At 48.4% G+C, this 20,413-nt stretch carries 18 protein-coding genes and 1 other annotated feature; of the genes, 2 read left to right on the forward strand and 16 right to left on the reverse strand.

Annotated features, from left to right (window positions below; translation table 11 throughout):
- Positions 1-6: 6 nt before the first annotated feature.
- The 14 genes from H8Z76_RS11110 to H8Z76_RS11175 all read right to left on the reverse strand — a co-directional run bounded on the left by H8Z76_RS11110 (position 7) and on the right by H8Z76_RS11175 (position 16,082).
- Positions 7-1,266 carry a saccharopine dehydrogenase family protein gene (locus tag H8Z76_RS11110; protein WP_186982519.1) on the reverse strand — a complete coding sequence of 420 codons (1,260 nt, stop codon included), beginning with the start codon at positions 1,264-1,266 and terminating at the stop codon, positions 7-9.
- A gap of 28 nt (positions 1,267-1,294) precedes the next feature.
- On the reverse strand, positions 1,295-2,158 hold the full coding sequence (gene speE / locus H8Z76_RS11115) for a polyamine aminopropyltransferase (RefSeq protein WP_022514413.1): 864 nt from the start codon (positions 2,156-2,158) through the stop codon (positions 1,295-1,297).
- A 15-nt stretch (positions 2,159-2,173) separates the two neighbouring features.
- Positions 2,174-3,646 carry an aminotransferase class I/II-fold pyridoxal phosphate-dependent enzyme gene (locus H8Z76_RS11120; RefSeq protein ID WP_022514414.1) on the reverse strand — a complete coding sequence of 491 codons (1,473 nt, stop codon included), beginning with the start codon at positions 3,644-3,646 and terminating at the stop codon, positions 2,174-2,176.
- A gap of 491 nt (positions 3,647-4,137) precedes the next feature.
- A complete protein-coding gene (locus H8Z76_RS11125; RefSeq protein WP_022514415.1) occupies positions 4,138-4,887 on the reverse strand; it encodes an HAD family hydrolase in 750 nt (249 codons plus the stop codon).
- Positions 4,888-4,962: 75 nt separating this feature from the next.
- Positions 4,963-5,724, reverse strand: coding sequence for a SigB/SigF/SigG family RNA polymerase sigma factor (locus tag H8Z76_RS11130; RefSeq protein ID WP_186982520.1), 762 nt, complete (start codon positions 5,722-5,724; stop codon positions 4,963-4,965).
- Positions 5,725-5,730: 6 nt separating this feature from the next.
- Positions 5,731-6,165 carry an anti-sigma F factor gene (gene spoIIAB / locus H8Z76_RS11135; protein WP_022514417.1) on the reverse strand — a complete coding sequence of 145 codons (435 nt, stop codon included), beginning with the start codon at positions 6,163-6,165 and terminating at the stop codon, positions 5,731-5,733.
- Positions 6,166-6,189: 24 nt separating this feature from the next.
- Positions 6,190-6,501, reverse strand: a complete 312-nt coding sequence (locus H8Z76_RS11140; RefSeq protein WP_022514418.1) for an anti-sigma factor antagonist — start codon at positions 6,499-6,501, stop codon at positions 6,190-6,192.
- A gap of 89 nt (positions 6,502-6,590) precedes the next feature.
- A complete protein-coding gene (locus tag H8Z76_RS11145; protein ID WP_186982521.1) occupies positions 6,591-7,970 on the reverse strand; it encodes a tetratricopeptide repeat protein in 1,380 nt (459 codons plus the stop codon).
- A gap of 28 nt (positions 7,971-7,998) precedes the next feature.
- A complete protein-coding gene (locus tag H8Z76_RS11150; RefSeq protein ID WP_022514420.1) occupies positions 7,999-8,145 on the reverse strand; it encodes a hypothetical protein in 147 nt (48 codons plus the stop codon).
- Positions 8,142-9,431, reverse strand: coding sequence for a bifunctional folylpolyglutamate synthase/dihydrofolate synthase (locus H8Z76_RS11155; RefSeq protein WP_186982522.1), 1,290 nt, complete (start codon positions 9,429-9,431; stop codon positions 8,142-8,144). The genes H8Z76_RS11150 and H8Z76_RS11155 overlap by 4 nt, the downstream gene beginning before the upstream one ends.
- Before the next feature lie 115 nt (positions 9,432-9,546).
- Entirely contained in the window at positions 9,547-10,947 is a 1,401-nt protein-coding gene (locus H8Z76_RS11160) for a DUF342 domain-containing protein (RefSeq protein ID WP_022514422.1), read from the reverse strand.
- Positions 10,948-11,088: 141 nt separating this feature from the next.
- Entirely contained in the window at positions 11,089-13,737 is a 2,649-nt protein-coding gene (locus tag H8Z76_RS11165; protein WP_186982523.1) for a valine--tRNA ligase, read from the reverse strand.
- 193 nt (positions 13,738-13,930) lie between these two features.
- Positions 13,931-14,169: a binding site (T-box leader), on the reverse strand.
- A gap of 72 nt (positions 14,170-14,241) precedes the next feature.
- Complete coding sequence (locus H8Z76_RS11170) at positions 14,242-15,141, reverse strand: metallophosphoesterase (protein WP_186982524.1); 900 nt, start codon at positions 15,139-15,141, stop codon at positions 14,242-14,244.
- Positions 15,142-15,152: 11 nt separating this feature from the next.
- Entirely contained in the window at positions 15,153-16,082 is a 930-nt protein-coding gene (locus tag H8Z76_RS11175; RefSeq protein ID WP_186982525.1) for a DUF3298 and DUF4163 domain-containing protein, read from the reverse strand.
- A gap of 196 nt (positions 16,083-16,278) precedes the next feature.
- Here H8Z76_RS11175 and H8Z76_RS11180 point away from each other — a divergent pair, with 196 nt between their 5' ends.
- Entirely contained in the window at positions 16,279-17,334 is a 1,056-nt protein-coding gene (locus H8Z76_RS11180; RefSeq protein ID WP_147618941.1) for an acyltransferase family protein, read from the forward strand.
- 258 nt (positions 17,335-17,592) lie between these two features.
- Here H8Z76_RS11180 and H8Z76_RS11185 read toward each other — a convergent pair whose 3' ends face one another.
- On the reverse strand, positions 17,593-18,525 hold the full coding sequence (locus H8Z76_RS11185; protein WP_186982526.1) for a glycosyltransferase family 2 protein: 933 nt from the start codon (positions 18,523-18,525) through the stop codon (positions 17,593-17,595).
- Between the two features lie 134 nt (positions 18,526-18,659).
- Here H8Z76_RS11185 and H8Z76_RS11190 point away from each other — a divergent pair, with 134 nt between their 5' ends.
- The gene (locus H8Z76_RS11190) at positions 18,660-19,289 is read left to right on the forward strand and encodes a superoxide dismutase (protein WP_022515303.1); all 630 of its coding nucleotides are present in this window, start codon (positions 18,660-18,662) and stop codon (positions 19,287-19,289) included.
- Here the strand turns inward: H8Z76_RS11190 and glf are convergent.
- The gene (gene glf, locus H8Z76_RS11195) at positions 19,278-20,399 is read right to left on the reverse strand and encodes a UDP-galactopyranose mutase (protein ID WP_186982527.1); all 1,122 of its coding nucleotides are present in this window, start codon (positions 20,397-20,399) and stop codon (positions 19,278-19,280) included. The two genes, H8Z76_RS11190 and glf, sit on opposite strands and share 12 nt — an antisense overlap.
- Between the last annotated feature and the right edge of the window lie 14 nt (positions 20,400-20,413).

The raw sequence follows: 20,413 nt of genomic DNA on the forward strand, positions 1-20,413 counted from the left end.
AAATGCTTATTCTACGGTCTTTGGATTTTCATCCACGATCCACGGCAGACCATACTGGTTTAACATATCCATAAACGGATCCGGATCGAACTCCTCGATATTGAATACACCGTCTTTATCCCATACCTTGTCCACTACAAGCGCAGCTCCGATCATTGCCGGAACACCGGTCGTATAGGAAATTGCCTGGGATCCGACCTCTTTGTAGCATTCCTGATGGTCGCAGACATTATAGATATAGATCGTCTTTTCTTTTCCGTCTTTCTTTCCGGTAAAGATACATCCGATGTTGGTCTTTCCTACGGTTCTTGGTCCCAGGGATGCCGGATCCGGAAGCAGTGCCTTTAAGAACTGGATCGGCACGATCTCCCTGCCCTCAAACTGGATCGGTGAAGTGGAAAGCATACCGACATTCTCCAGGCATTTCATGTGTGTCAGATAGCTCTGTCCGAAGGTCATAAAGAAACGGATACGTTTTACGCCCGGCACATTCTTTGCCAGAGACTCGATCTCCTCATGATGCAAAAGATACATATCCTTGTCGCCGACCTGCGGGAAATTATATTCTCTTTTGATCTCCATCGGCTCTGTCTCTACCCAGTGTCCGTTCTCCCAGTAGGAACCATTTGCGGAAACCTCGCGCAGATTGATCTCCGGGTTAAAGTTGGTCGCAAACGGATAACCGTGATCTCCGCCGTTGCAGTCTAAGATATCGATATACTCGATCTCATCAAAATAATGCTTTAACGCATACGCGGTGAAGACGCTCGTAACACCCGGATCGAATCCGCTTCCGAGCAGTGCCGTGATCCCTGCTTCCTTAAATTTTTCCTGATATGCCCACTGCCAGGAATAATCAAAATATGCGGTAAATCCTTCGTCTTTGCAGCGTTTCTCATAAATTTTACGCCACTCTGGATCATCCGTGTCTTCCGGCTCATAGTTTGCCGTGTCGATATAATCCACTTTGCATGCAAGACACGCATCCATGATCGTCAAATCCTGATACGGCAGTGCCACGTTAAGTACCGCGTCCGGCTTGTAATCCCGGATCAACCGGATCAGTTCATCCACATTGTCCGCATCCACCTTTGCTGTGGTAATAACGGTATCTGTCGTCTTTTCCAGCTTCTCCTTTAACGCATCACACTTTTCCTTGGTACGGCTCGCAATGCAGATCTCTGTAAATGTTTTGCTGTTCTGGCAGCATTTGTGGATCGCGACTCCCGCAACTCCTCCGCAGCCGATAATCAGTAATCTTCCCATGTTTTTATCCTCCTTTATCTGTAAGCTTCTATGCTTTTGCTCTTTCTTCTTCTTCCAACATATCCTCTACATATTTTGGCAGCATGAACGCGCCCTTATGCAGGTTTGTCGTATAATACCAGGTTTTGATCCCGCGCTTTTTCCAGCGCGCCGCATCCAGATCCACGAGCGGATGATATTTTTTTGACGCAAATCCAAACAGCCAGTACCCGGAAGAACAGGTCGGGATATGTGCCTGATACACACGGCTGATCGGAAAACTGTGGCTCGCCTTGCGGTGCATGAGGCGGCAGGATTCCTCGTCTTCGTCATAAAACGGACTTCCGTGCTGGTATACCATGATCCCATCCTCTTTGAGCGCGCGGAAACAGTTTCCGTAAAATTCCTTGGTAAAAAGTCCCGCCGTATGTCCGAGCGGATCGATCGCGTCGTTGATGATCAGATCATACATGTCGTTTTTCGTGCGCAGAAAACGCAGTCCGTCCGCATTGTAAACCTTCACACGCGGATCATCCAGACCGCACGCATTATCCGGGAAGAACTTTTTACAGACCTCCACGAACACCTCATCCGGCTCCACCACATCGATCTCTTCGATCTCATCATAATAGGAAAGTTCTCTTGCCACGCCGCCGTCACCGCCACCGATGACCAGAACCTTTCTCACATGCGGATGCACCGCCATCGGCACATGTACGATCATCTCGTCATAGACGAACTCATCCTGTTCGGAAAATACGATGCTTCCGTCCGAACTCAAAAAACGCCCGAACTCTTTCGACTCAAATACGTCAATACGCTGATAATCGGTCTGTTCCCCGAAAAGCTGTTTTTCTACCTTTACCGACACTTTCACATGCTCCGTGTGGTAATCTGAAAACCAAAGTTCCACCGGCTTTCTCCTCCTTTATTTCCATACCTGCCGTTCATCCGACAGTACATTTAAGTACTCCACCTCCGGGTCTTCTGTTCCCTGCATGGAGCATCCTTTTTCTTTTGCATATACAATATAATCAATGATCTCCTGCGTGATCATCTCTCCCGGCGCGAGGATCGGGATCCCCGGCGGATAACACATAACAAATTCTCCGCAGATCTTTCCGGCCGATTCCCGGATCGGAATATATTTTTTCTCCGAATAAAACGCGGCCTGCGGCGATACCAGAACCGTCGGATTGATGTACTCGGTATTTAACATCTTCGCCGGATCTTTGGAATAGAGACGCTTGATATCCGCAAGCGCGCCGACCAGACGCTCAATGTCCTGCATCCGGTCTCCGATGGAGATATAGGCAAGGATATTCGCGATATCGCCAAGCTCGATCTGGATATCGTACTCATCCCGCAAAAGGTCATAGACTTCGATCCCGGCAAGCCCGATATCTCTTGTATACACGGCGAGCTTGGTCACGTCAAAGTCATAGACGCTTCCTCCATTTATCATTTCCCTGCCGTACGCGTAATAACCGCCGATGTCGTTGATCTCCTGTCTCGCGTATTCCGCCATCTGGCTTACTTTTCCAAAAGATTCCTTTCCGCGCAGGACAAGATTCCTTCTTGAAATATCAAGACTTGACATCAAAAGATAGGACGCGCTCGTCGTCTGCGTCAGATTGATGATCTGGCTTACATACTCCCAGTTGACATTTTTTCCGGTGAGAAGCAGTGAGCTCTGTGTCAGGCTGCCACCTGATTTGTGCATGGAGACAGACGCCATATCCGCTCCGGCGTCCATCGCGCTGACCGGCAGATTCTCTCCAAAATAAAGATGTGTTCCGTGCGCCTCATCCACAAGCACCAGCATCTCATGCTCATGTGCCAGCTTTACGATGGAGCGCAGATCCGAACAGATCCCGTAATACGTCGGGTTGTTCACAAGCACCGCGACCGCTCCCGGATTGTCAAGGATCGCCCGCTCCACCTCGGATACCTTCATTCCAAGGGAAATTCCAAGCTTTTTATCGACCTCGGGATTGACATAGACCGGCGTCGCGCCGCACAGCACCAGCGCGTTGATCACGCTCTTGTGTACATTCCGCGGCAGGATGATCTTATCCCCAGCCTTACAGACAGAAAGCACCATGCTCTGTACCGAGGAAGTCGTTCCGCCTACCATAAAAAAAGCGTGATCCGCACGGAATGCCTCCGCCGCAAGCTCCTCCGCTTCCTTGATGACCGAGACCGGATGGCAGAGATTGTCAAGCGGTTTCATGGAATTCACATCCAGACTCACACATTTTTCTCCGAGCAGTTCCACAAGCTCCGGATTTCCCCTGCCCCGTTTGTGTCCGGGTACATCAAATGGAACCACCCTTCTTTTTTTTAACTGTTCCAGTGCTTCATACACCGGCGCATGCATCTGCGGATTTTCTTCTCTCATCACAGTTTCCTCACATTTCTTCTATACACAGAGACGGGATGTCTTCGTCTTTTCCCCGTCGCCATTACAAAAAGGACAGGCAACGCATCACCTGTCCTTGTATCATCCTATTTTCACAGTCTTATTTCTGTATTCCTACTTTACCTTCTGCAAAAATAATTTTCAGAGTTATACGTTGGCTCGCGCCAGCAAATATTTGCTATTACTACTCTTTATTGACCGTTTCACAAGTGATATTCTAAATACTAAATATCGATGATGTTCCTAATCAACTTATAAAATTTGAGCTTCTAACTCAATCAATAATGTGGTCTCCCACCACAATCGGCAGCTGCCCCGCCTGTCCGTATGGGCTTAACCGGATAAAACGCCGGATCTTTGACCAGCTTCACACCCGGTGGGCAAATATTTGCATGAAAACTATTCTCGCATTCATGTATCCAAAGTATAGCACACACACCTTTGAATTACAAGAAATTTATTCTTTTCGTCTACAATCCGAGCATGGACATGACCTGCCCGATATCCATCTGCGCGAGTTCCATTTCCGCGGCAGGACCCTGATCCGAAGCCGGGGAAAGATTGGAACGGATGTATAACGTGTGCATTCCCGCCTCCTTTGCGCCCGCGATGTCCGTGTTCCTGTCATTTCCGATCATCAGGCATTCCTCCGGCTTTAGGGAATAGCGCCGGAAAAGTGTCTCAAAGAAGCGGATATCCGGTTTCTTGGTTCCGTAGTCCGAGGAGATCAAAATGCCGTCAAAATACTTAAAAATATCAAGCCCCTTTAATTCATATTCGGTAAACGCCCGCTGCGCGTTGGACAAAAGATAGACTCCGGCTCCCGTATTTTTCAGCGCCGAAAGCATCTGCGGCACGCCCTCATAAAGTCTGATATATTCTGTGGAAAGCGCCCGGAAAAACTGCCCGGTCAGGATCGCGAAATCCATATCCCGTTCCACATTCTTTTTCTGGAACAGCCCTAAAAACACATCTTCGATCTGTATCTCCGGGAACGCCTCGTGCGCGTATTCTCCCGTTTTTAACATCTCGCTTTTCTGCATATCCTCAAGGTCATGCACCATATCATAAAACGCGTCATGCAGTTCCGCCGGGGTATAAAATGCCCCCTGGTATCCGTAAAACATCGCCATCTTTTCCCACAGCATCTGCTGTTCTTCATCCGTATGGATATCCACCAGTGTACCGTAGAGATCAAATACATAATTCTGATATCTCATTTTCCTTTGCGCCTCTCCTTTTTGCCCTGTATTTTTTTCATTATAACAGGAACCGGCAAAAATGGACAGCCCTTCCTACTGCGTCAGCTTTTTGCGCATGGAAAGCAGGATCTTTTTTTCCATCCGGCTCACCTTGACCTGATTGACCCCGAGTGCCTGTGCCACCACAGTCTGTGTTTTATCCTCAAAATAGCGCAGCCGGATCAGCGTCTGTTCCTCTGCGGAAAGCCCGTCTAAAAGTTCTTTTACCACAAGCTCATTTAAAAGACGCGCCGTCTCATCCTCTCCGGTGCCGCTTCCCGCCGCGCAGCCGACACTGCCGCCCTGTCCCGATACCACCTGATCGACCAGAAAGATCTCATTGCCATCGGACTGATACACGGTCTTATAGATCGACTCCACCTCGACGGCTGCGTCAAGTGCCATCACGATATCCTCTCTGTCGATCCCTGTTTTCTTACTGACCTCCTCGATCGTAGCTTCCCTGCCAAGCTCCTGTGCCAGCTCCCGCTGCGCCTGTCTAATCTTCCATGCGTTTTCCTTTAAGCTGCGGCTCACCTTGATCGGCCCGTCATCCCGCAGAAACCGCCGGATCTCCCCACAGATTACGGGAACCGCATAAGTGGAAAATTTCACCTCATAGGAACAGTCAAATTTGTCGATCGCCTTGATCAGGCCGATACTTCCGATCTGTACCAGTTCTTCCCTGTCATGCCCTCTTCCGGCAAAACGCGCCACCACACTGTATACTAACCCAAGGTTGTCCGCGATCAGTTTATCTCTTGCCTGTCTGTCCCCTGCCTGGGATTTTTTTATCAGCTCTGCCACCTGCTCCATATATGCCTATGCTTCCCCTGACCTTATGTATTTTTTCATTGTGACCTTCGTCCCTGTTCCCGGGACAGACTCCACCAGAACGCTGTCCATAAACGCTTCCATGAACGCGAACCCCATGCCCGAACGCTCCAGCTCCGGTTTTGTCGTAAAAAAAGGCTCTTTTGCCTTCTCGATATCCGCGATCCCCTTTCCGAAATCCTCCACGGAAACCGTAAGCTCGTCCTCCTCCCGCAAAAGCGCCATGTGAACCTTTCCCTTTGTCTCCTCATATCCGTGAATGATCGCGTTTGTGACCGCCTCCGATACCGCTGTCTTGATATCCTCGATCTCATCCAGTGTCGGGTTAAATTCCGCCGCAAACGCAGCTGCCACCATCCGCGCGAAGCCCTCATTTACTGAGTATGCGTCAAATGTTATCGTCACTTCGTTTCTGTTCTCCATAAATCCTCCGTCTGTCTCATCCGCCTATTTCCGATTGACCTTAATTATCTTATTTAATCCTGATACCAGAAATATCTTTTCAATTCTGGCATTTAAATGTTCCGCCTCCACGCTTCCGCCGCCGTAATTCATATTTTTACAGCGTCCGATGATCACTCCGATCCCGGAACTGTCCATAAACTCTGTTTCCGAGAAATCAAACACCAGCCGTCTCACATGATATGCCCCGATCAGCATATCGGTTTCCGCTTTTAGTCCCAGCGCGCTGTGATGATCCAGTTCCTTTGGCATTGCCACCGTAAGGCAACCGTCCTTTACCCTGTATTTTCCTTCCATATCATCCCTCCTTGTCGGTAAAATTTATAAAAAAGACGCCAGGATCTCTTTCCTGACGTCTTTTGTAACTTCTTTCTTTTTTCTTTTGTTTACTGTGCGTTTAATTCATTCAGATAATTCTGGGAATTTGCCGCGCGTTTGGTTCCCGGATACTGATCCACCATCTTCTGATAGTAGATCTTCGCGTTTTCGTTATCGCCGTTCTTGCGATAGGACTGCGCGAGAAAATATACCGCGTCGCCATCCGCAAACGTTTCATCCGTATCCACTACTTTTCTTAAATCTTCGACTGCGGTCTTGTAATCTCCGCTGTTGTATGCCTTTTCACCTTCCGCGTAAACAGACTGCAGATACTGTGCATCGATCTGACCTTTGATCGTGTCATACGCGGTACGCGCTTCGCCCTCCAGATAATCCGGGTTTACACTCTCGATCGCAGTTCCCGCCGTATCCACATCGCCCTGTGAAAACGCGACATACGCATTTAAAAACTGCTGATAGGATGTGATCTTATCCGTCGTCTCGGTCGAAGAATTCTTTGCCTCTTCCAGCTGTGAGTTTAAATCTTCAATCTGTCCCTGCAGGGATTCGATGGTCTGATTTTTGGTCGAGATCGTATCATTCGCCTCGATCACCTCGGAATTCACATCACTTTTTACCTTCTGCCGCACGCTCGGCACAACCAGAAAGCAGGTGATTAAGATTCCGATCACCAGACCGATCACAATGTTTATGACCGTCTGGGACGCCGTGTTATCCTTAAACTGCGTTGGCTGAATGATCGTATCATTTCCGCTCTGGTATGCCCGCACTTTTTCTTTTTTCTCTGCCTTTTTTGCCGGTTCCGTCTCCACATGCGCATGGTTTGCGATCTCTTTTAAATACCGGAGTGTCGTCAGATTGTTTGCGTCGACCTTTCCGGCCAGACGAAGCTCCTTCTTCGCCAGATCATATTTTTTGTCCTGAATATACAAAAGCGCCAAAAGCTGATGTCCTTTGACCAGCTTCGGGTTTAAAGACAGCACCTTCTTTAACTGGATCACCGCCAGATCGCAGCTGTTCTGTCTGCAATAGGTGAGTGCCTGATTGTATTTTTTGATCGTCAGATTGACGGCCTCCAACTTTGCCGGGTTTTTCTGTACCTCGTCTAAATACCGCGCCGCGATATTGTCCCTCGGATGCAGATTTTTACTGATCACCCACTGGCTTAATGCCTCGACCGTCTCTCCCATCTCGAAATAGATGAGTCCCAGCAGATTTCTCGCTTCTTTGTGGTTCTTATTGTAGCGCAGGCAGGCTTTTAAATATTCCGCCGCGCCGGTCAGATCCCGGATGGAGGCTCTCGCAAGTCCCTCATTGTAACACAGGTTTGCCGTCCGGATGATCTTTTTGTATACACTTACGTCGATTCCGCAGTCCGGACAAAAATCTTCTTTTGTCAGTTCTGCTCCACAGTTATAACATTCCATATTTTTCCCTCGCTCAACTTCCTGCTGCTTAGTCTCTGTTCTTCTTTGCTTCCCGCATCATTTCTTTTAAAATATCGGTCATGTCCGTCAAGTCATGGTTATATATGGCTTCTTCCGCGTCCTCTACTTCAAGGCTTGGCTGAAATTTTTTTAATTCTTCTTCAAAATCGATCATTTTTTCAATCCTCCTGCTATTTTCTCAAGTTCACCGATCAGGTAAAGCGAGCCTGTGCAAAACACCGTCTGCCCCGGCTCTTTTTTCTGCATTACACCATCATATGCTGCCCTGCAGTCATTTATTCCAACTGTTTCTTTCCCATTTTTTTCAAATTCTTCCTGTAACGCAGCAACCGACAGGCCTCTCGCGTCCGGAATATGCGTCACAACAATGCCGCCCCAGTCTGTCCGGGAAAGCATCCGTACCACTGCAGCATAATCTTTTTCCTTTACCATGGAAAACAAAAGCAGTGGCTTTTTTCCTCCGATCTGCCGCACGGTCTTTAAAAATTCCTCAATCCCTGCGGTATTGTGCGCGCCGTCAAAATATACCTCCGGGCACACCTGCTGCATTCTGCCCGCCCAGCGGACTGTACGAAGCGCCAAAAGGATCTTCTCCCGCGCAAGCGAAAAACGCGGCGCCAAAAGCATAAGCGCCTGATATGCCAGCGCCATGTTCATGACCTGATATTCCGCCACAAACGGTATCTCAATCGGAATAACATCATCATAGCGGGAAGCAAATGAAAAATCAATATTTTTTCGCGTAATTTTTTTTATTTTAAGCTGCTGTGGCCGCACCGGATAACAGGGTGCCTGTTTTTCTTCCGCCCTTTTTCTTATCACAGCAGAAGCCTCGTCATTTCCGGCGTCAAATACCACCGGCACGCCCTGCTTTATGATGCCTGCCTTTTCACCCGCGATCGCCGCGATCGTATTTCCGAGATATTCGGTATGCTCCAGGCTGATGGAGGTGATCACGGTAAGCACCGGGGACTCGATCACATTGGTCGCGTCCAGTCTCCCGCCAAGCCCGGTCTCAAGCACTGCGGCTTCCACCTTCTCTTTCGCGAAAAATACCATTGCCATCGCAAACAGATACTCAAAAAATGACGGATGTTCCCCGCCCGCTTTCTGCAAACGCTCTACCGCTTTTTTCACGGTAAGAAAGCTCTCCACGAACTGCTCTTTTGTGCTGTTTTGCTCATTGATCTGCAGCCGTTCTTCCATGCAGACGAGATGCGGCGAGATAAAAAGCCCGGTGCGCGTCCCGTTCTCCGTAAGTACATGGCTGACCGCCCTGCAGACGCTTCCCTTTCCATTGCTCCCCGCCACATGGATCACCGCGAAATCACGCTCCGGATGCCCTAAACAGGCGAGCAGCCTCTTCGTATGCTCCGGACTGTGCTTTACAGTAAATTTCGGTATCTCTTCTATATAATTACATACTTCTTCATAGGTCAAAAAAATCACCACTATATTATTTTTGAATGTTGCATCTCATTCATTATAATATAGTGATGATTTTATGCAAGTAAAACCGCGGAAGATTTTTTTCTTTTCACCGCACAGTCCGCCCTTATATGACAACCTTCTCGTCTAACGGCGACATAACGATATGATCCACCCGTTTTACAAATTCCAGATTGCCCTGCTGCACCTTGACATTGGTCACAAGATCACCGATCTTTACAAGCACACCCGGGTATACATTGTGGTTTGCCTTTACCGTCGCGTGCTTCGCGTTCTCAATCAGCTGCTGCAATTCCCACGCCGTCGCCTTATCGGCGTTGATCGTCGCGATGTACTTGATCCGCTCACGCAAAAGCTGCATACGTCTCGGATCGTTTTTGTAGGAAACGCCTTTTTCTTTCTCCGCCAGATCAAACTGCTTTAACGCGCGTTCCATCTTATCCAGGGTATCCTGGTTCTCTTTTAACTGTTTTTGCAGCGCGGCAAGCTTCGCGTCCTCTTTGTTTCCCACGCCGACTGCCACATAGGTGCTTACCTCCGCAACATTTCCGATATCGTTCGCATCGATGCCATAAGCGGCGTAGATATGTCCGCCCATGATCTTGGCACGTTTGCCCTTCATGACCAGATATCCTTTACAGGTAACCTCGCAGTCCATAAATACGTCGGCCTCGATGTTTCCGCAGACCTCCACTTCCGTATATTCCACAAACTTCGCGAACAGATTGCCCTTCGCGTAGATCGTGGATTTGCTTCCGCCAAGCATTCCGCTTCGCAGGATCACGTCCTTCTGCGCATAGATGTGAGCGGACTCCACCACTCCGTCTATCGTAATATTTCCGGTCGATTTGATCACGACACCGTTGCACACATTTCCGTGGATCACAACATCCCCCACGAAATCGATATTTCCGATCGAAATATCCACGTCTCCCGAGATCTCATAGATCGGAAGGATCGTGATACGGTCCTCCTGCTTTGTGATCTTGCCGGAGATCATCGCAATATAAGTCAGGTTATCCTCGCTGCGTTCAAATCCTTTTCCTTTTAAAGGAGGAAGTTCTCTGCCGTGTTTTCCGGTGACAGGTCTTCCCTTCACATCCACGCCGGCCTTTGCCTCCACTGCCGGATGATATTTCGCGATCTCCTGTCCCTCGCGCACGACCTCGATCAGATTCATACTCCAGTAATCGACCGTTCCGTCCTCACGGATCTTTGGTTTTTTACTGAAATCACTGTTAAATTCATACTCATAATAGCCGTCTGTTCCATCTACCGGCTTTGTTCCTACCGCGACCCGCACATCACGTTCATAAATTCCGGCATCCAGTAATCCTTTGATCGCCTCTTTTTGTATCCCCACACAGACTCCCTTTTCTGACAGGAACTGTAAGATCTTATCTTCTGTATATGGCTCCCCCAAAGACGGTACCGGCAGGCGCAGATAGGCTTCCATGCCATCACTGCTGATATTCAGCTGCGGTTGTTTTTGCTCTTGCACTGCCATCTTTTGTCACTCCGTTTCAAAATCATTCATTTACGATACATCTTTCTCAATTCTAATATATTATATCATAATAGTCTGATTACTTCAACGAAAGAAAGTAAAAAGAAGGATACCAATTTGATATCCTCCTTTTTGTTTCTTTTATTTCATCTGCGCCAGGCGCTCCTCAACCTGATCCATCATCTGCTCATATTTCGCCAGCTTGTCTTTTTCTTCCTGGACTTTTGCCTCCGGCGCCTTGCTTAAGAACTTCTCATTGGAGAGCATTCCCTTTGAACGCGCCAGTTCTTTGGTCAGACGCTCTTTTTCTTTGGTCAGACGCTCTTTTTCCTTTTCGAAATCCACAAGATCCTCAAGCGGCAGATATACGGTAGCGCCCGGGATCACAACGGATACCGCGTCCTCTCCGATGCCTGTCTTGTCCGCCTGTACGACAGCTTCGCTTGCGGATGCCAGTGTCATATACGCCTCTTTCATCGTCTCAAACGTCTCGCGCAGGGACGCGTCATCGGAAACTACAAAAAGCTTTGCCTTTCTCGATGGCGGAACATCCATCTCGGTGCGCACATTGCGGACACCTTTTACCAGATCCTTGCTGTGCTCCACCATTTCCTCTTCTTTTTCAAAATACCATGCATCCTGATATACCGGCCAGTCGGAGAGCATGATCGTCTCTTCTTCCGGATGCAGTGTACAGTAAATCTCTTCTGTGATAAACGGCATGTATGGATGCAGCAGCTTTAACGCCTGGGTCAGTACCGTCTTTAAGGTCCAGAGTGCCGCGTTCGCGGATTCCTTGTTCTCATCCTTTTTATAGGTGCGGACTTTCGCGATCTCGATATACCAGTCACAGAATTCATCCCAGATAAAGTCGTAGACCTTCTGTACGGCAATTCCAAGTTCGAACTTGTCCATGTTTTCCGTGACATCCTTCGCCAGCGTGTTGACGCGGGAAAGGATCCACTTATCCGCCGGCTTCAACTGGTCTTTGGACGGCTCTGTGATCTCCATGCCCTCTAAGTTCATCATGATAAATCTGGACGCGTTCCATACTTTATTTGCGAAGTTTCTGGACGCTTCCACACGTTCCCAGTAGAAACGCATGTCATTTCCCGGTGCGTTTCCGGTGATCAGTGTCAGTCTTAACGCATCCGCGCCGTATTTATCAATGACTTCCAACGGATCGATTCCGTTTCCAAGGGATTTGCTCATCTTGCGTCCCTGGGAATCTCTGACCAGACCATGGAACAGTACCGTGGAGAACGGCGCCTTGCCCATCTGTTCATAGCCGGAGAAGATCATACGGATAACCCAGAAGAAAATGATGTCATATCCGGTGACAAGCACATCATTCGGGTAAAAATAATCCAGTTCTTCGGTCTTATCCGGCCAGCCGAGTGTCGAGAACGGCCAGAGTGCGGAAGAAAACCAGGTATCCAGCGTATCCGGATCCTGTGTCATATGGGTGCATCCGCATTTCGGGCATTTCTCCGGTTTTTCTTTGGAAACGACCATCTCTCCGCAGTCATCACAGTAATAAGCCGGGATGCGGTGTCCCCACCAGAGCTGTCTTGAGATACACCAGTCACGGATATTGTCTGTCCAGTTAAAGTAGGTCTTGTCCATACGCTTCGGCAGCAGCTGGATGTCTCCGTTCTTTACCGCTTCCACTGCCGGTTTGATCATATCATCCATTTTTACGAACCACTGCTGCTTGATCATCGGCTCTACCGTGGTGCCGCAGCGGTCATGGGTTCCTACATTATGAGAATGCGGAACGACCTTTACGAGCAGTCCCTGCTCTTTTAATTCCGCAACCAGTTTTTCCCTGCATTCGTAGCGGTCCATGCCTGCGTATTTTCCGGCGTTCTTATTCATGGTCGCGTCATCATTCATGACAACGATTTCTTCCAAGTTATGGCGTTTTCCAACTTCAAAGTCGTTCGGGTCATGTGCCGGTGTGATCTTTACGCAGCCGGTTCCGAATTCCTTGTCAACATAGGCATCCGCAATGACCGGGATCTCACGGTTTACGATCGGAAGCAACAGCTTCTTTCCGATGATGTCTTTGTAACGCTCATCATCCGGGTTTACCGCAACCGCCGTATCACCGAACATCGTCTCCGGTCTGGTCGTCGCGATCTCAACAAATCTGCCTTCCTCGCCGATGACCGGATAGTTGATATGCCAGAAAAATCCATCCTGCTCCTCATGTTCTACTTCCGCGTCCGAAATGGATGTCTTGCAGACCGGACACCAGTTGACGATACGGGATCCCTTGTAGATGTATCCTTTTTCGTACAGCTTGATAAATACTTCAAGCACTGCGTCCGAACAGCCCTTATCCATGGTGAAACGTTCTCTCTCCCAGTCTGCGGAAGATCCGAGTTTCTTTAACTGGTTTACAATGCGGGAACCGTACTCATCTTTCCACTCCCAGCATTTTTCCAGGAATTTTTCTCTGCCAAGATCATTTTTGTCAATGCCCTGCTCTTTTAACGCCTTGATGACCTTTACTTCCGTCGCGATCGCCGCATGATCGGTTCCCGGCTGCCAGAGCGCGTTGTAGCCCTGCATTCTTTTATAACGGATCAGAATGTCCTGCATGGTGTTGTCAAGCGCATGTCCCATGTGAAGCTGTCCCGTGATATTTGGCGGCGGCATTACGATCGTAAACGGCTTCTTGCTGCGGTCAACCGTTGCGTGAAAATATCCGTTGTCCTCCCATTTTTTGTAAAGACGGCTCTCGATCCCCTGCGGATCATAGGTCTTTGCTAATTCTTTACTCATAATCTGCTCCTTCCTTTTTGCTTTCTTACAGTCTGTGCAAAAAATAAAGTGTGCGCTTACCGCACACTTTCGCGCGCGAGCGGTATGTTCAACATAAACTTCATCTCCGCGAGCTGCGCATCCCCGCGGAGCGTTTTTAAATCATAGGAAGGAATTTCCTATGATTTAAAAAAGCCCTTTTTGTCCAGAAGACAAAAAGGGCGACTCTGTCGCGGTACCACCTTTGTTATGACGCTCCCGTTATGGGATCCGGTCACATCTCAACGATCCGGTAACGTGGATCACTCCGGAAAGACTTACGAAACCATCGTCCTTTCAGTCCTTCGGTTCAAAAGCTACCTTCTGCGCAATGTTTCCCGAGATACCTTACAGCCGACGGGCATCTCTCTCTGTCGGGCATTTACACATACTCCTCTTTCTCACTACCTTTATCTGCGCGTTTTTATCGCGCTGCCGATACCAACTATCATAAATACCATACGCGTTTTTGTCAAGAAAAAACTGTCACGCCCCGTTGATCTGGCGGATCAGATCAATGCGCATGAGATCCGGTCTGCTGAAATGATATTTCTGCTTATATGCCGAAACCGCGCGTTTTACTGCCTCCGCATCCCCGAAATGCATATTGGCATAGCACTCCTCCAAGGAGTACGCGTAATATTCTTTCAGGTTTTCCAGACAGATCGCCGCTAGATTGGCAGGCACATCATAATCCGCGCTGCCATGGGACAGCCCGCAGTCAATGTTGACCGCATGCTTCCGGTAAACGATCCTGCCCGGAACGCCTCCGTTTTCATATACATCCACGCCGGTCGTCGGTGTATGTCCGTGGATTAAGATCTCTTTTCCCTCCGGGTCATACGCCGCGTCCCGTTCCTGCCCCGCGCGGTCTAAAAGAAAGGTCTTAAAATACTCCTTCGGGCGTCTGTTGCCGCTGCGGATCTCTTCCATCTCTTCCTTCTTTGCCCAGGCATGCGCAAGCACGATACGCTGTCTGCCATCGGGTGAGATCACCGTCTTTTCTTTCACGATCGGAAGACTGCGGAAAAAGGAAAAGATTTTCTCTACGCTCTGCCCGGTCAGAAGTCCGGCTTTCTTTAAATCCTCATCCGCGTGATAATGCGCATGCTCATAGCTTTTTTTCTTTCCCTCGCAGTAAGGAAACCACTCCCTGCTGCACCATTCCATGAACATCAGCTCATGATTTCCCATCAACATCTGATATTTTCCGTCTCTTGTGACGTTTTTCATACACCACTCAAGTACCTCGGGCGTCTCGCCGCCGCGGTCGATCACATCACCGATCAATATAAACTGCGCATCCGCGTCTTCCCGCTCGATCTTTCCGATCAGTTTTTTCATCGCCTGATAACAGCCATGAACATCCCCTATCGCATAATGCATCTCTTTTTCCTCTAATCTGCCTGATACCGGTATTCGCTCTTTAAGCCGTAGGTCTCTAACGTATCATAGGAAATCTTAAAGTCAATGTTTCCGGCAGCATACGGTCCGAGCGCGTATGGCGGGCAGGTGATCGTAAGTCCTTCGTCCGTCAGATACCACGCGGTGTCCTCGAAAATCGAATCCTCAAGATAATCCATATATTCCGGAAACAGAAGCTCCTGATACTCCGGTGTCTGGCACTGCGCCTCGATATCACTTAAAATATTCTGCTTAAAGGCATCTCCGTCACCGGCGAGATCTGTAAGCACAAGTCTCGCACCGGTATTCGCGTCATAATTATAGCCGCTGTAAGCGTAGTTTCCATGCGCGCCGCCCGAGAAATCATAGTTATAGACGACAAATGAAAAGATCCCGTTGTCATTGCGCTCCACCGTAGAAGTTTCTTCCGACGAGTACGGGAAAAAATCATACAGTGAAAGCCCTCCCTCCTCCTCGGTCGCTGTTTCGGTATTCGCGTCTTTATAATAACCGTAATCTTCCTTCGCATAGCCGATCATCGCCTCGATCCCGGACTTATGCTCTTTTTCAAGTTCCGTGATGTCCGCGTTGATCGCTTCTGCCGCTTCTTTATCCTGATCCGCATCAAGCTTCGGGTAACTGTAGGCGTCTTCGTAGATCACCGTACCGTCATCCGCCTGATAGCTTTCATTTGCTTCTTCTAATGTAACAATGAATTTTCCACCAGACTCCGTTTCTTCAGCCGTCTCGGTCTCATTCACCACCTCTGTCCCGTTCTCATCTATCTCTGTCTCCGTTTCCGGTTCTGTTACTGCCACTTCTGTTGTTTCCTGCACTTCATTTTTGGCATCTGTGGTCTTTCCACAGGACGCAAGCACGACTGACATGGTGCATAAAAGAAGTACAACTGTTTTTTTCTTCATAATTGCATCCTCCCATTTTCTACATCAAAAAATGTATTTTTCTTATCATAACAGAATTTTTTCACTTTTTTCAATTTTTTTACTTAATTTTTTCTTAAATATATCCGCAAAAAGCCTCCCACCGATTGCATTTTTGCAAGGTTGATTGTATGATAAGTAAGGCATTTTTTATTTTTCGCTTTAAAGAGGGGATATCATGAAAGAACGTATCGAAAGTTTTGATTTTATCCGTGCCATCTGCGCATGGATCATTGTAGTCTATCATTTTGCGGATATCTGCATCACAACACCGCAGTTTACCAATTTTCCATTTTTCTATACCTACGCAAACGGACGCTGGGGTGAGACGACCGTGGTCACCATCTTTTTTATGATCTCCGGCGCTTCTCTTTACTATAATCATCCGGTCATCCATCTGCGCGACGCGAAGAAATTTTTCTGGACGCGGTTTAAAGGCATTTTCCCGATGTTTTATATGCTGTGGCTGTTTTTATACTACAAACAGGTTTGCGGCGTGAAACATCTGTTTTATAACGGCAACCCGAAATATCTGCTCCTTACCCTGTTTGGAATGGACGGATATATGAGCTACCGTTACACTCCGAATTATTACTTTATCGGTGAATGGTTTCTGGGCGCGCTGATCCTTTTATATCTGTGCTACCCACTCCTGACCTGGTGTATGGAACACGCGAAGATCTTAACCACGCTTGTGCTTCTGGGCGGTTTTGCATCTTTGTATTTTACCGACTTTTTTATGATCTCAAAAGAACGGAACCTGATCACCTGCCTGCTCGCTTTCTGGCTCGGTATGCTTTTTATCCGCTACCGCTCCATACTTACAAAATGGCAGCTTGTGATCCCTGCCGCCGTGTGCGCCGTGATCCTTTTATTCTTTCCGCTCGGAGCGGACATGCTCCTTTGCATGCAGTTCACATCGATCGCGCTGTTTTTCGTATTTTACTTTGTCGGAAATTATGTGATGAAAATAAAGTATGTCAATTCTTTCATCCGCTACAGCTCAAAGATCTCCTATGCGGTCTTTCTGCTCCAGCACGTTGTCATGTCCGAGGTCATTCACGCGTTTGACAATTACGCACTGACCATAAAACAGGAACTTCTCGTACTGCTTGCGGTTTTCGCCGCCATCTATGTTCTTGCCGCTGTGCTCATGGTGTTAAACCGCGCGCTTTTAGGCACCCGCCCGTTTCAGGTGCTTGATGCGTTCTTTGGAAAGACCAAAGAGGCATGACAGGAGGCAGCAGCGGGGTGCGTTCCGCGCCGCCGGAAATAAAGTGTGCGCTTACCGCACACTTTCGCGCGCGAGCGGTATGTTCAACATAAACTTCATCTCCGCGAGCTGCGCATCCCCGCGGAGCGTTTTTGAATCATAGGAAGGAATTTCCTATGATTCAAAAAAACAGGAGATCTCCCACGCACCGGGAAATCTCCTGTTTTTTATTTCTCATTTTTATTTTAACTTCTTAGTTTAACTTCTTAGTTTAACTTCTTACTCTTCGATATTCGTCTCTTTGCAGATATAGATCGGACGGTTCTTCACTTCCAGATAGGTTTTCGCCAGATACTGTCCCATAATTCCCATACAAAGCAGCTGCACCCCGCCGATAAAGATCATGATGCAGACCATGGACGGCCAGCCAAACGCCGAACCGCCAAAGCACAGCTGGCGGACAATGATGAAAATGATGGAGATCGCCGCGATCACGCACATTAAAATTCCAATCAGCGCTGCGACGGAAAGCGGCATGGTGGAAAACGCGACCATCCCATCGATCGCATACAAAAGCAGTTTCCAGAAAGACCATTTCGTCTCTCCTGCCACCCGCTCCACATTCTCAAATTCGATCCACTTGGTGCGGAAACCGACCCAGCCAAATAGCCCTTTGGAAAAGCGGTTGTATTCTTTCATCGAAAGCAGCGAATCCACGAACGGACGTGTCATCAGGCGGAAATCTCTTGCGCCGTCCACAACCTCCGTCTTGCACATCTTATTCATCAGGCGGTAAAACATCCGCGCAAAAAACGAACGGATCGGCGGCTCGCCCTTTCTTGTAACACGTCTGGTCGCCACGGAGTCATAGCCCTCCTCCGTGACCGCGCGGTACATCTCCGGCAGAAGTCTCGGCGGATCCTGCAGATCGGCATCCATGATCGCCACAAGATCCCCGCTCGCATGTTCGAGTCCCGCATAGATCGCCGCCTCTTTTCCAAAGTTTCTGGAAAAGGAAATGTATTTCACACGCCCGTCTTTCTCCGCAAGCTCTTTCATCAGCTCCAGCGTGCGGTCCTTTGAGCCGTCATTGACAAACAGGATCTCAAATTCACAGTCCCGCATCTCTGCCGTCACACGGTTCAATTCTTCATAAAAAAGCCCTAACGCCTCCTGTTCATTGTAACAGGGCACTACTGCTGTTATCTCCATTCTGTTCTCCTTACACCGCAAAAGCGGTCATATGCTCTTAAAGTATTATGATAACGCAGGCAATGATTTTTTTCAAGCCGCCTTCGTCTATTTCTCCCGCAGACACATATATTAAAAGAAAAAAGGAATTTTCCATGAACGAGCATTATCCATTTCAAAACCCGCCTCTGCCCTATGCCTATGATGCCCTCGAGCCTTATATCGATGAAAAGACCATGCATCTGCATCATGACCGGCATCTGCAGACCTATGTAGATAATCTAAACGCCGCCCTTCTTCCTCATCCGGAACTGCACGACAAATCTCTGGTGTTTCTTCTGACGCACCAGAATCTGCTGCCATGCGGTACCCAGATCCCAATCCGGAATAATGCGGGCGGCGTATATAATCATATTTTTTATTTTTCCGGTCTTACGCCGGACGCAGACAGACCCATCCCGGATCCTTTGTCCGCTTTTCTCATTGAGAGCTTTCAGAGCCCTGAAAAATTCAAAGAAAAGTTCAAGGCCGCCACGCTCTCCGTCTTCGGTTCCGGTTATGCCTGGCTTACCATAGAGCCAACCGGCAGACTCTGCATTTTTGTCACGAAGAATCAGGATACTCCTCTGCCCGCCGGTCTTTTTCCGCTCTTAAATATCGATGTCTGGGAACACGCCTATTATTTAAAGCACTATAACGAGCGCGCCGCCTATATCGATGACTGGTTCCATATCGCGGATTTTGCCCGGGCAAACGAGCATCTGCTCTCTTTTTTACATGCGTAACTCGCTGCGCGAAAGTGTAAGCGCCGCCGCTATGGTGTCATCCATATCATAGTACCGGTACTGCCCAAGCCTTCCGCCGAAGATCACGTTTCCTTCCTGCTTCGCAAGGCTTTCGTACTTTTCATACAGCGCGGCATTTTTTTCATCATTCATCGGATAATACGGTTCATCGCCCTTTTTCCAGGTCTTTGGATATTCACGGGTGATGACCGTTTTTTCGTTTTTCTCCCCGTCCTGACAGCCGAATTCAAAATGCTTGTGCTCGATGATCCTGGTATACGGAACTTCATACTCGGTATAATTTACGACGGCATTTCCCTGATGATTTTCCTCGTCGAGCACCTCGGTCTCAAAGCGAAGGGAACGGTATTCGAGTTCTCCGTAACAGTAATCGAAATACGCATCGATCATTCCGGTATACACGATCCTGTCCGCAAGCGCGAGATACGTCTCCCGCTCTTTTAAGAAATCGGTCTGTAATCTGACCTCGGTTCCCTCAAGCATGCGCTCAACCATCTTCGTATATCCGCCGATCGGAATGCCCTGATAGGTATCATTGAAGTAATTGTTGTCGTAGGTAAAACGCACCGGCAGCCTTTTTATGATAAATGCCGGCAGCTCCGTGGCACGTCTGCCCCACTGCTTTTCCGTATAGCCTTTGACCAGCTTTGTATACACGTCCGGTCCTACCAGATTGATCGCCTGCTCTTCCAGATTTTTCGGATGCTCCACCGCATACTCACGCTTCTGTGCTTCAATCTTTTCCTTCGCCTCTTTTGGTGTCACAACGCCCCACAGCTTCTGGAACGTATTCATGTTAAACGGCATATTATAGATCTCGCCTTTGTAGTTGGCGATCGGGGAATTGGTATAGCGGTTAAATTCCGCGAACTGATTTACATAATTCCACACTTCTTTGTCCGAAGTATGGAAAATATGCGCCCCATACTGATGTACCTGGATCCGTTCGATCTCTTTTGTGTATATATTTCCTGCGATGTGGTCGCGTCTGTCGATCACAAGACACTTTTTTCCTGCCTTTTTTGCTTCCCGCGCGAAGACCGCACCAAACAGTCCGGCTCCCACGATCAGATAGTCATATTTTTTCATTCTGTCCGCTCCTT

This window comes from Roseburia yibonii (assembly GCF_014297335.1).
Classification (GTDB): domain Bacteria; phylum Bacillota; class Clostridia; order Lachnospirales; family Lachnospiraceae; genus Roseburia_D; species Roseburia_D yibonii.

Coding starts and splice junctions, on each gene's coding strand:
- H8Z76_RS11140 (WP_022514418.1), bottom strand. CDS start 6,501: ATGGAAGGAAAATACAGGGTAAAGGACGGTTGCCTTACGGTGGCAATG.
- glf (WP_186982527.1), bottom strand. CDS start 20,399: ATGAAAAAATATGACTATCTGATCGTGGGAGCCGGACTGTTTGGTGCG.
- H8Z76_RS11170 (WP_186982524.1), bottom strand. CDS start 15,141: ATGCATTATGCGATAGGGGATGTTCATGGCTGTTATCAGGCGATGAAA.
- H8Z76_RS11175 (WP_186982525.1), bottom strand. CDS start 16,082: ATGAAGAAAAAAACAGTTGTACTTCTTTTATGCACCATGTCAGTCGTG.
- spoIIAB (WP_022514417.1), bottom strand. CDS start 6,165: ATGGAGAACAGAAACGAAGTGACGATAACATTTGACGCATACTCAGTA.
- H8Z76_RS11165 (WP_186982523.1), bottom strand. CDS start 13,737: ATGAGTAAAGAATTAGCAAAGACCTATGATCCGCAGGGGATCGAGAGC.
- H8Z76_RS11110 (WP_186982519.1), bottom strand. CDS start 1,266: ATGGGAAGATTACTGATTATCGGCTGCGGAGGAGTTGCGGGAGTCGCG.
- H8Z76_RS11150 (WP_022514420.1), bottom strand. CDS start 8,145: ATGATCGATTTTGAAGAAGAATTAAAAAAATTTCAGCCAAGCCTTGAA.
- H8Z76_RS11190 (WP_022515303.1), top strand. CDS start 18,660: ATGAACGAGCATTATCCATTTCAAAACCCGCCTCTGCCCTATGCCTAT.
- H8Z76_RS11180 (WP_147618941.1), top strand. CDS start 16,279: ATGAAAGAACGTATCGAAAGTTTTGATTTTATCCGTGCCATCTGCGCA.
- H8Z76_RS11185 (WP_186982526.1), bottom strand. CDS start 18,525: ATGGAGATAACAGCAGTAGTGCCCTGTTACAATGAACAGGAGGCGTTA.
- H8Z76_RS11160 (WP_022514422.1), bottom strand. CDS start 10,947: ATGGCAGTGCAAGAGCAAAAACAACCGCAGCTGAATATCAGCAGTGAT.
- H8Z76_RS11120 (WP_022514414.1), bottom strand. CDS start 3,646: ATGAGAGAAGAAAATCCGCAGATGCATGCGCCGGTGTATGAAGCACTG.
- H8Z76_RS11130 (WP_186982520.1), bottom strand. CDS start 5,724: ATGGAGCAGGTGGCAGAGCTGATAAAAAAATCCCAGGCAGGGGACAGA.
- H8Z76_RS11125 (WP_022514415.1), bottom strand. CDS start 4,887: ATGAGATATCAGAATTATGTATTTGATCTCTACGGTACACTGGTGGAT.
- H8Z76_RS11145 (WP_186982521.1), bottom strand. CDS start 7,970: ATGGAATGTTATAACTGTGGAGCAGAACTGACAAAAGAAGATTTTTGT.